Genomic DNA, 9,054 nt, shown 5'->3' with positions numbered 1-9,054 from the left:
TTACCATATGTACTCTTTAAATAAAACGTACCTCGATCTTATCAGTAAGAAGGACAAGGTTCAAGTCATCTAGTACTGGCAAAACACGGTGCGAAACTTTTTGCTTCCAAAAAACGTCATTAATAGGTGGAGACAAATCAGAAAGGGTTGAAAAAGATGCAAACGGAGCGTTCTATCTCCAAACACAATAAGAATCGAGCGTTGCCTCCGCGCCACGCAATTCGAGCAAAACAGCGGACTAGCAATCCCAAGCAAGGGAAGCCGAGGAAGAAACGATCTGTATGGCGCATTCTGCGCATGGTTGCGGCTATCTTCATCCTAATTTGCTCCCTTGGCGCCGGATGGTTATTCCTGACCCCTTCCGGTACAGATATGCGGTTCTTGATTGCCGATACACTAATCACGACGCAGCATCGACACTGGGCCAAGTATATAATCGGTCAGGCCGAATTAGACAAGCGTGTCCAAGAGTATTGGAAGAACTTCGAGCGAATGGGAGATGAGAAGGCCACGATTGATATCAAGAAGCCTTCCATTGCTGAACAAACCAAAAAACCACTCATCGAATATAAGGAAGTAAGTGGTACAGGCGCTACCGGTGCTTCGTTCAGTGGGTATCTGATGATAGTGAACGATCCATCCAAAATTCGAATTGGCGTTCCCGGCAAGGCCGGAAGAGGCGAGAAGGTCTCCAGCATGGTAAAACGCACGGGTGCCATTGCAGGAGTCAATGGCGGTGGATTCGCAGATCCGAACTGGGAAGGCAATGGCTTCAAACCAATCGGAGTCGTCATCAACGACGGCAAGTTATATTACAACGGTGTAGGCAAGAAAAATACACAAATTGTAGGAATAGATAAGGATGGGAAAATGGTCGCCGGCAACTTCTCGGTGAGCGAGCTGCTCGACATGGGGGTAAAAGAAGCAGTCACCTTCCAGCCTCGCATGATCGTGAATGGCAAGGGACAAATCCGCAATCATGCTGACGGCTGGGGAATTGCACCTCGTACGGTAATGGGGCAGCGTGAGGATGGAGCAATTTTATTCCTTGTTATTGATGGCCGCCAGCCTCATAGTATCGGGGCCGACTTATACGACTGCCAAAAAATTATGCTCGAGAATGGCGCAATCATCGCTGCTAACTTGGACGGAGGCTCGTCTACCGTACTTGTCGAGAAGGACGGCGTCATCAAAAATTCACCATCAAGCCAATATGGCGAACGTTATTTGCCTACTGCATTTTTAATTTTTGAACATCCTGAAGAAGCGAACATACCCAACATTTGGGAAGGATTGAATCCGGGTGATATCGATCCATCCAAGTGGTAATCAACGTAAAACGTAAATAGACGTGTTTAGAAAACACAATGATCCCTACCATCTTATTGCTTACGCATAAAGTGGTAGGGATTTTTAACAAATAACGCAGGCGTACGTCTCCTTGCGGCTATTGTACTTCTTCCTTATTATCTCCATCCTGCACGTTCACTTCCGCCTCTACTTCCTCATTCCATTTCTCAGTCGGTTCTGTTGTCTGTTCAGCGGATAAGCTCGAAATGGCCGCGATTTGCGCCTCTTCTGAATTCCGCTGTCTCCATGAGCTGAAGCCTTGCTTGAAGGATGCAACCTTGCCCTTGGCGGATGAAATCAATTCGTCTGTCTGCTCTCCAACCTGCCTTGCCCACTCCTGTGTCCGTTCACCGACCTGCTGTGCACCCTCTGAAATATCTTTGCGCAGCTCGCGACCGCTCTTCGGTGCGAACAGCAATGCCGATACCGATCCAATCACACTTCCGATTAATGCCCCTATCCAGAACTTCTTATTGCTCATCGTTCTTTCCTCCTCATCACTCAGTTCCCGGTCTGTTTCTCCGAGCTAGAAGGTGTAGACGCGCTATGCGAGTGCCCAAATAGCTTCCCTTGAATGGAGGCCCATATGGAGCAGCCTAGCTCGAAAAGTTGGAGGATGTCCGTCAATCGCTGCTTCCATGCAGATTCCGTACCTAGCTGGCTAGCATGAGATATGATTCGCTCCAATGCATCATTTCCTCGTTGAATGATATCCCGTGCACGCTGCAATTCATGAGTCCACTCCTTGACCGTTCCTACCATCTGTTCTGTTTCCTTCAGCACATCCTCAGCACGACGCGTCAACACTTGGAGCTGGTGAGCTAACTGCTTCCCTTCATCCAAACTAGCGTCTGCCTTCCCCAATGTGCGCATCCCACGGATAATCAGCACGATAGCGGCTACACATACAGCACTCCACGCAATAGCAGCCAACAAGATGCTCCATTCCGTCATCGTCTCCCCTCCTTAGCTGTGAAATCAACCGGGCGCATGCCCATGTCGTATTGACAGTATAAGGAGGTTGGGCTCATATTGACACAACCACGCCTGTACTTTTTGGGTATGCCTGTCCTGTGCAGCACAAATAGGCAGACCCTTGGGGGGTCTGCCTACATCTACCTAACATATGCAGGAATACTGCTGTGCACGATGTGCGCTGAACTCATTCTCATTTATTCCTGCTTGTCTGCTCGAGGACGAATCTTGTACGTACAGCGCTGACCTCGCTCAGCAAGGCATTCCGTCCGTTCTACATCACTGTCCAGCAAATCTCGGAACAATGCTAGTTCACAAGCACACGGTTCTTTATATTGCTGAGCAACTTGTGCGATCGGACAATTGTACTCATGCAGGAGCCAGCTTCCATCGTCTGCTTGTTCCGTCTCTACCATATATCCATTTGAGTCTTGGATGTGACCAAGCGCTTCTACTCGTTCTTCAAAATTCTTGCCTTGGACAAGGGGCGCGTATTTTTCCAACATCGACTGTTTTCTGCCTTCGAACAGACGTTGGACACTATTCTCATCCTGCCAAGATTCCATTTCTTGAAGCAGATCTAATATAAGCTGATGATATTGCTTCGGAAATCGTTCATCGCCCGTATCGGACAAGCGATACATTTGCAAGGGACGACCCATCTGCTGACGAACCATTTCGGTGTCCAGCAAATGATCCTGCTGCATGGCATATAAGTGTCGTCTTACCCCCATCTCTGTCATCTCCAGCTGCTTGGCAAGCTGAGCAACAGACATAGCCCCATTTGTCTTGAGTAAGCCCATAATTTCTTCACGTGTGGATGATTTGCGTACTGGTTGCTTCATGTAACCACCTTAACTTTGGTTGTCATCGTATCGTCATTGTATCGCATCACTCCCATACAGACAACAACCTTGCCTCAGATACTATACATGAATTATTTCAGTGCCAGTTCTTTCGTTATGAATTGACGAACAGATTGAGCGAATTCTGGCAGCCATACAGGGAGGCTGGACAGCTGAGGATGTATCGTCCCTCTCTCCCAGGCGATATAGTCTTGAACCAGCGCCCTGCGCAGGACAACAAGCTGAAGCAACGACGCATGAAGCTCAGGTGATACCGCTTGTTCTTGTGCAATAATCTCGACGATATCCTCATAGCTGCTCGCATCACGCATTAAGAATCCGTCAATAAGCAAGCTGCCGACATCGGTTATGATCTCGATCGCGATGTGCAGCGCACGTTCCTGCGCGAACGAGCTATGTAGACTTCCGTCCCATTTCGCTATAATCTGCTCAACTGTCTGTATGAGATTCGGTATAAATTCAAGACGCTGCTCGATCTGCTCCGTATTTACATAATACATTCGTTAGCCCTCCCCTGAGATGGTATAGCGTAGAACCGGAATGTCGACTTCTACTTCATCCTTCATAAAGCCTCTGTCTTCCGCCCCATTACTACATTCGGCGTAGGTGATCAATCTCCTGTTCCTGCCTGCGGCATGAAAAAAAGGAGCTTGCCAGCCCCTTCTCTCAACTGAATCGTATTATTCTACAATAAGAACCGATTTCATATCATCATGGCCTGTTCCACACATAACCGAACATTGGATTTCATATTTGCCTGGTTTCTCAAATACAACGTCCTTTTCCATTTGGCCATCCTTCAGATCAATACCTAAATCTTTAATTTCAGCACCATGCAAGCCGGATTTGTTCACAAGCTTCATGCGAACCTTCTCCCCAGCCTTCACTTTGTACTCCGGTTGGTCGAACTTAAAATCACTCGTTGCCACAAGTTTAACTAGAGTGACTCCCTCAGGAGCTGCCTCCTCGACCTCCGGCTTCGGCATATTGAACAGCATCAAGCCAGCGGCAAGCAGGCACGCAATGCTGAACAAAATGAACATAGCCCATTTCTGCATAACAGTTCTACGCCCCTTCGTCAGTTACATTCATCACTTCTCATATTACAAAATCTTTCCTATTTCTCTCAATACATTCTTGTAAATTTCGGAAGCAAATTTTGTAATTGTGACAATTCAATGAACATCAAATAGGTGTAAAATAACATCTCATGTGTCTTGAGGAGTAGATATCCCTGGAAAAAATAATATTACGCTTCTAGCTGTTCATTCGTATCTCGCAGTTCACTAGGTGACATTTGGAAGTGATCCTTGAATAGTCGATTGAAGTTGGACAGGTTGCGGAAGCCACTTTCTGCGGCAATCTCGATGATTTTTTCATTCGATGAGGTTAATAATTGAGCTGCATAGGTCAATCGAAGCCTGATGAGATAATCCAGCGGTGATGTGCCTACCGTCTGTTGGAACAATGCACTGAATCGGGATGGGCTTAAATGTGCCAAATCAGAGAGCTTCTTTAACGTCCATGGAAAGGCTAGTTGACCTTCCATTATGCGTATGACCTCTTTCACCGTCTGCACACCCCTGGATGGCGCAGGAGTATAGGTAGAGAGTGGTTTGCTAGCATATCTGCTAAGCAGCGTCAGCAGCCGGATGTATTGTGCTTGAACAATAGATACATAGCCAAACTCCCTCTGAGCCAGCTCTTGCTTCATATCCATCAACACTTCGGATAGCAATCCGCATTGCGGTATAGTCCGATACAAGACATGTGGCACAGTTTGTCCGATACGATGTATTACGGAACTCATATCTTCGTCCCACCAACCATTTATCTGGTGAGGCGTCTCGAGATGAAACGCTTCCAGCAGCAGCCGATCTGTCCCGCATACCCGATGCAATTGCTGAGGAGGGATAATCACAATGTCGCCCTGCTGGATCGCATACTGTGTGCCGTTAATGATATATAGGCCGCTGCCCCCAGCAACACGATTGATTTCCCAATGCGAGTGCCAATGCGCGAGGGTTACCCTTGGATGATTGCCATGCACCATTTGCTCGATTCTCGGCATCATCACGTTCTGCTGCTCGCCTCCCATTTCAACTGAAGCGTGGCCCGATGATTCTAAGTCAGAGTACCTTATCATATAATTATCAACCTCCTGGCATTCTGCTATGAATATAGAGGTGTACATTGGTTAAGATTAAGATTATGAGAAAGGCTTATTTCGTTTGTGTGAAGCGGATATACTCTCAGCAAGTTTGGACACCCGCTCCTCCTGCTTCATCGTCATTCGCGCAAGTATGGAGTTAATTTCATTTTGAAGTTCGTTTCTCTTTTCAATTAGTTCACTAAGATGCTTGAATTCCGTGTTGTCTTCATGCATGATGGGCTCCTCCAATGTTGTCTGAAAGTCATTCGCTCACTATATGTATCACCATCTGCAAGACAAATGAAAATACTTAATTTTTGGAATATGGATTTTCCACCCTTCGTGAAGAAATAAATTGACAAACGAGCCCAAACAACATAATATGTTACTTGCAAAAAATTTAAGGATGCAGGTGAAGCCAACGTGACCTATGAACCGATTGTAAAGGAAAAAACGTTAATCGAACGCAACGATGCCGATAACCTTTATCAAGTAAAAGTAAAATTGCAAGATGGTACGCTATGCCGCGTCTTTTATAATCACGGTGCCAAACATGTTAGCAGACTGCTTACTATTCCATGCCCGATTTGCCGCAAAGACTTCATTTGCAAATGCATGAGTCGCTTCGCAGACCAACTTGACGAGCAGATCAACTTGCCTGAATTGCTGGCTAAGTAATCGCACAACGATTCATCCGTTCGAATTCGTCACTGAATATAAGCAGAAATACAAACTCTCTTACTGCTTCGTGCAGGAAGGGAGTTTTTGTTATGCCTTGCAGCCTAAACTTTCTACCCTTTTTCTCACCCCAATGAAGCAACCTAATTATACCATTTATTCATTGTAAATTTGAACAACCCTCCATTTTCTAAAATTTTTTTTATCTTCCCTTTCCTAACTGTGAACTAATGTTAGTACCGCTTGCGGCTACAAGAACAGACCGCTGAAAATCATAAGGACATTCATCCACGTATGCCAGACCACGACTGGAATGAGGCTGTTGGATTTGATCGTAATTCCTCCGAAATACAATCCCCCCAGCGCAAAGGCGATGCAAACGCCCCAAGGATATCCAAGGGAATAATGCTGTAAACCAAACCCTGCGCTAGTCACAATTACTGCCCACTTATCACCTAATTGTTCGGAGAACCGACTAAGAAGCACCCCTCGCCAGATGATCTCCTCCAACACATTTATGATGGAAAAGGCGAGCGCGAATAACCAAATCTCTTGCACGTGACCCCATCCGTTTCCAATCACAAACGGCATAAAAGCAAGAGAAGTCACTGCAATTGCAACGAGCAAGAAAACGTTAACCTTGGATTGTCGGAAGCCTGACCAAATAAATGGTATATCTATCCGCTCGTTCCAAAGCGGTTTTTTCGCATACAGCATAAAGGGTAATTTTTGGGTAAACGCTAAGCCAAGCAAAGGAATAAGGATACAAATCAGTGACAATCTGTTGAGAAGGATATGCCATTCTTTGGGCTCCGAATCGAGAATCCAACTTGAGTTTATGAATAGATATAAAGCAAATCCAGCCCCCAAACCTATCGTTGTCAGGAGAAATGATCGCATTGGCTTGTAAATGAATAGCATTCCAGTACAGCATACCCACAAACTCATCAATATGTAGTTTTGCGTTTGCAGGGAGATCATAAGTGACCCAACCAAGAACAGACAAGCTACATTTCGAAGTAACGTGAAATTCATTCTTTATCCTCCTTATGGAATAGACAATCGTGGAATTACGCTGGAGGGTGCTCATGTGTCCATATTATCGAGGCACCCCATACATATACTGGACTAATGTGAGAGGATGTGAGTATTGACATGGATAGGAAGGAAATGGGCTTTGCTGATCGTGTAATCTTTATTCTCGGACTAACCCTAGCCGGTGTACTGACATTTGTCCTTCTGGTCGGAGTCATTGTTGCAATATTAAAATTTTTCATGGATGGAAAGGAACGAACCATCCAAGTTCAGCCAGCTCCAATGCTAAAGGATGATCCGAAAGCACCTTTGGAAAGTGTTTCGACAAGTGAGCAATTATCTGAAGAAAAAGAATTGCAAGTCAATGAAGATCAAGAAAGACCACCGAATTAGATGATTTTAGAATGGAGATGACGCAATTGGCAACGAGTAATCAAGGGATGTCGAAGTTCTTTAGTGATGTGAAGAACGGATTTTTACATTTCGCCAATACCTATTCCGTAGCGGTGAAAAGCGGCGCGAATGTGGCAGAGAAGCAAATTATTGAAGCGGTGGAGGATGCGGATCAACCATCCGATATTCCTGCTGGAAAGCTGTTCGCAGCCGTTAAAATTGGCGTACAACATGCCAGTGAACATTTGGTGAATTCAGGTATGGAATTCGCAGAACAAATGAAAAACAGTCAGAAAAGCAATATGGAGAGAAAGTGAATTTTACCATCGCTACAATTAAATAAAAGGGTTGACTCTCTGTTTCGTGTTTTCTCCTCTTGGTTGATGAACTTACGTTATTGACCAGAGGTTTTTTTGAGTTGGACACGCATCCACGCTATGAGAGCATGGTTTGGATTATTGAGAAAACATAGGACCACTTCCTTCAACGATGATAAGAAAGCAGTCCCTATTACAATTTTCATGTATTTATTAGTCTTTATTTTCCTTATCTTTTGCTTTTTTTTCTTTTTCTTTTTCCTTTTTTCTTTCATGCTGCTCTTTCTCAATCTCTTTTTGTGCTTTTTCTTGTTCCTTTTGTGCCTTTTCTTGCTCCTTTTGTACTTTTTCTTGCTTCTTTGCTTGCTCTTTTGCTTGCTCTTCTTCTTTTTCTTAGCTTTTTTCTCAATCTCCTTCTGTTCTTTCAGTCTCTCCTTTTCTTTCTTTTCTTCTTTTTTCTTTGCTTTCTTCTCAAGTTTAGCTTGCTCTTTCGCCTTTTCTTTTTCCTCTTTGTCCGTCGATTTATGTTCTTTCTTTGCTTCCTCACTCATGTTTTATTCCTCCATTTTGGAATTGATAACCTTGTTCAAACGGTAGCTAATGACTTCTGGATTAAAATATTCAAGCATATGAATCCCTGGCATTAACTGAAAATAAATGTCATATTTCTTATAAGGAATTGTAGTGTGTCGTTCAGGGATACGAAGATTAAGCGGCTTTTGGAACAGATCAACAGCCTCTTCTTCGCCCTTGAGCCCAGTTTCAACCACTTTTCTGTAGGATTGCAACCCCATCGAGCTGATTGATTTGCCAATCCCCTCTTGTCTATGAGCAATTTTCTCAAATAAAGATTCAGGCACATACTTCGAGTTCACGATTGCAATATTGTGAGAAACGATAAAGTCACTTTTGTCGCTTATCAATAATGACTCTCTCAGATATAAAGGAGCGCCAGAGGACTCCACTTGATAATCAGCAGGCACTTCATTCAATTGCTCTTGTCGAATGACCGTTACGCGCACCTTTTCATCCAACAAGGTTTCTAACAAATCCGTTGTCCTTCCATCTGTCACTAATAGCAAATCGAAAATCAGTTTCTGTAAAAAATCCAATGCTTCCCCCGCATGCTGCGAGTCCTTGCCATCGGTATCTGTCATACAGTTACCTCCATTAGCCGTATGTCAGCTCGTGTTGATATATAACCTGTGTACAGCAACTTCTGGGATGATAACTTGCTGCTAACGATAGAGACCGGAATCGCGGAGACCCTGCAAAAAGGTGTGAAATT

General features: G+C 44.6%; 14 protein-coding genes. 4 read left to right on the top strand and 10 right to left on the bottom strand.

From position 1 onward, the window contains the following. Window positions 1-156: 156 nt before the first annotated feature. Complete coding sequence (locus AZ66_RS23170; protein WP_156160053.1) at window positions 157-1,329, top strand: phosphodiester glycosidase family protein; 1,173 nt, start codon at window positions 157-159, stop codon at window positions 1,327-1,329. Window positions 1,330-1,447: 118 nt separating this feature from the next. Here the strand turns inward: AZ66_RS23170 and AZ66_RS23165 are convergent, their stop codons facing one another. The 7 genes from AZ66_RS23165 to AZ66_RS31580 form a co-directional block, all read right to left on the bottom strand. Next, window positions 1,448-1,831: a YtxH domain-containing protein gene (locus AZ66_RS23165; protein WP_044357019.1), complete on the bottom strand. Its 384-nt coding sequence runs from the start codon at window positions 1,829-1,831 to the stop codon at window positions 1,448-1,450. Between the two features lie 20 nt (window positions 1,832-1,851). After that, window positions 1,852-2,304, bottom strand: a complete 453-nt coding sequence (locus AZ66_RS23160) for a DUF948 domain-containing protein (RefSeq protein WP_044357018.1) — start codon at window positions 2,302-2,304, stop codon at window positions 1,852-1,854. Between the two features lie 218 nt (window positions 2,305-2,522). Then, window positions 2,523-3,170 (bottom strand): helix-turn-helix transcriptional regulator, encoded by a 648-nt coding sequence (locus tag AZ66_RS23155; RefSeq protein ID WP_044357017.1) that lies wholly within the window; start codon window positions 3,168-3,170, stop codon window positions 2,523-2,525. Window positions 3,171-3,262: 92 nt separating this feature from the next. Then, entirely contained in the window at window positions 3,263-3,691 is a 429-nt protein-coding gene (locus AZ66_RS23150; RefSeq protein ID WP_044357016.1) for a DUF86 domain-containing protein, read from the bottom strand. A gap of 180 nt (window positions 3,692-3,871) precedes the next feature. Continuing rightward, a complete protein-coding gene (locus AZ66_RS23145; RefSeq protein ID WP_021253288.1) occupies window positions 3,872-4,249 on the bottom strand; it encodes a cupredoxin domain-containing protein in 378 nt (125 codons plus the stop codon). A 191-nt stretch (window positions 4,250-4,440) separates the two neighbouring features. Beyond that, the gene (locus AZ66_RS23140) at window positions 4,441-5,337 is read right to left on the bottom strand and encodes an AraC family transcriptional regulator (RefSeq protein ID WP_052648789.1); all 897 of its coding nucleotides are present in this window, start codon (window positions 5,335-5,337) and stop codon (window positions 4,441-4,443) included. A 63-nt stretch (window positions 5,338-5,400) separates the two neighbouring features. After that, window positions 5,401-5,577, bottom strand: coding sequence for a hypothetical protein (locus AZ66_RS31580; protein ID WP_156160052.1), 177 nt, complete (start codon window positions 5,575-5,577; stop codon window positions 5,401-5,403). A gap of 189 nt (window positions 5,578-5,766) precedes the next feature. Between AZ66_RS31580 and AZ66_RS23135 the strand changes: the two genes are divergently transcribed. Next, complete coding sequence (locus AZ66_RS23135) at window positions 5,767-6,021, top strand: hypothetical protein (protein ID WP_021253290.1); 255 nt, start codon at window positions 5,767-5,769, stop codon at window positions 6,019-6,021. Between the two features lie 249 nt (window positions 6,022-6,270). Here the strand turns inward: AZ66_RS23135 and AZ66_RS33000 are convergent, their stop codons facing one another. After that, window positions 6,271-6,579 carry a CPBP family intramembrane glutamic endopeptidase gene (locus AZ66_RS33000; RefSeq protein WP_231587005.1) on the bottom strand — a complete coding sequence of 103 codons (309 nt, stop codon included), beginning with the start codon at window positions 6,577-6,579 and terminating at the stop codon, window positions 6,271-6,273. 597 nt (window positions 6,580-7,176) lie between these two features. Here AZ66_RS33000 and AZ66_RS23125 point away from each other — a divergent pair. Together AZ66_RS23125 and AZ66_RS23120 are read left to right on the top strand one after the other, a co-directional pair. Next, window positions 7,177-7,449, top strand: coding sequence for a hypothetical protein (locus tag AZ66_RS23125; protein ID WP_021259728.1), 273 nt, complete (start codon window positions 7,177-7,179; stop codon window positions 7,447-7,449). 26 nt (window positions 7,450-7,475) lie between these two features. Beyond that, window positions 7,476-7,766, top strand: a complete 291-nt coding sequence (locus tag AZ66_RS23120) for a hypothetical protein (RefSeq protein WP_036619693.1) — start codon at window positions 7,476-7,478, stop codon at window positions 7,764-7,766. A gap of 77 nt (window positions 7,767-7,843) precedes the next feature. Here the strand turns inward: AZ66_RS23120 and AZ66_RS23115 are convergent, their stop codons facing one another. After that, complete coding sequence (locus AZ66_RS23115) at window positions 7,844-8,317, bottom strand: hypothetical protein (protein WP_052648787.1); 474 nt, start codon at window positions 8,315-8,317, stop codon at window positions 7,844-7,846. 3 nt (window positions 8,318-8,320) lie between these two features. Then, complete coding sequence (locus AZ66_RS23110) at window positions 8,321-8,923, bottom strand: chorismate pyruvate-lyase family protein (protein WP_044357012.1); 603 nt, start codon at window positions 8,921-8,923, stop codon at window positions 8,321-8,323. Between the last annotated feature and the right edge of the window lie 131 nt (window positions 8,924-9,054).

Source organism: Paenibacillus sp. E194, assembly GCF_000935845.1.
Lineage (GTDB): Bacteria > Bacillota > Bacilli > Paenibacillales > Paenibacillaceae > Paenibacillus_B > Paenibacillus_B alvei_B.
This window is presented reverse-complemented; position numbering and strand designations above follow the sequence as displayed.

Excerpts from the sequence above, each read along its gene's own strand:
- AZ66_RS23155 (WP_044357017.1), bottom strand. The coding sequence starts at position 3,170 with ATGAAGCAACCAGTACGCAAATCATCCACACGTGAAGAAATTATGGGC.
- AZ66_RS23165 (WP_044357019.1), bottom strand. The coding sequence starts at position 1,831 with ATGAGCAATAAGAAGTTCTGGATAGGGGCATTAATCGGAAGTGTGATT.
- AZ66_RS23170 (WP_156160053.1), top strand. The coding sequence starts at position 157 with ATGCAAACGGAGCGTTCTATCTCCAAACACAATAAGAATCGAGCGTTG.
- AZ66_RS23125 (WP_021259728.1), top strand. The coding sequence starts at position 7,177 with ATGGATAGGAAGGAAATGGGCTTTGCTGATCGTGTAATCTTTATTCTC.
- AZ66_RS23145 (WP_021253288.1), bottom strand. The coding sequence starts at position 4,249 with ATGCAGAAATGGGCTATGTTCATTTTGTTCAGCATTGCGTGCCTGCTT.
- AZ66_RS31580 (WP_156160052.1), bottom strand. The coding sequence starts at position 5,577 with ATGCATGAAGACAACACGGAATTCAAGCATCTTAGTGAACTAATTGAA.
- AZ66_RS23160 (WP_044357018.1), bottom strand. The coding sequence starts at position 2,304 with ATGACGGAATGGAGCATCTTGTTGGCTGCTATTGCGTGGAGTGCTGTA.
- AZ66_RS23115 (WP_052648787.1), bottom strand. The coding sequence starts at position 8,317 with ATGAGTGAGGAAGCAAAGAAAGAACATAAATCGACGGACAAAGAGGAA.
- AZ66_RS23140 (WP_052648789.1), bottom strand. The coding sequence starts at position 5,337 with ATGATAAGGTACTCTGACTTAGAATCATCGGGCCACGCTTCAGTTGAA.
- AZ66_RS23150 (WP_044357016.1), bottom strand. The coding sequence starts at position 3,691 with ATGTATTATGTAAATACGGAGCAGATCGAGCAGCGTCTTGAATTTATA.
- AZ66_RS23110 (WP_044357012.1), bottom strand. The coding sequence starts at position 8,923 with ATGACAGATACCGATGGCAAGGACTCGCAGCATGCGGGGGAAGCATTG.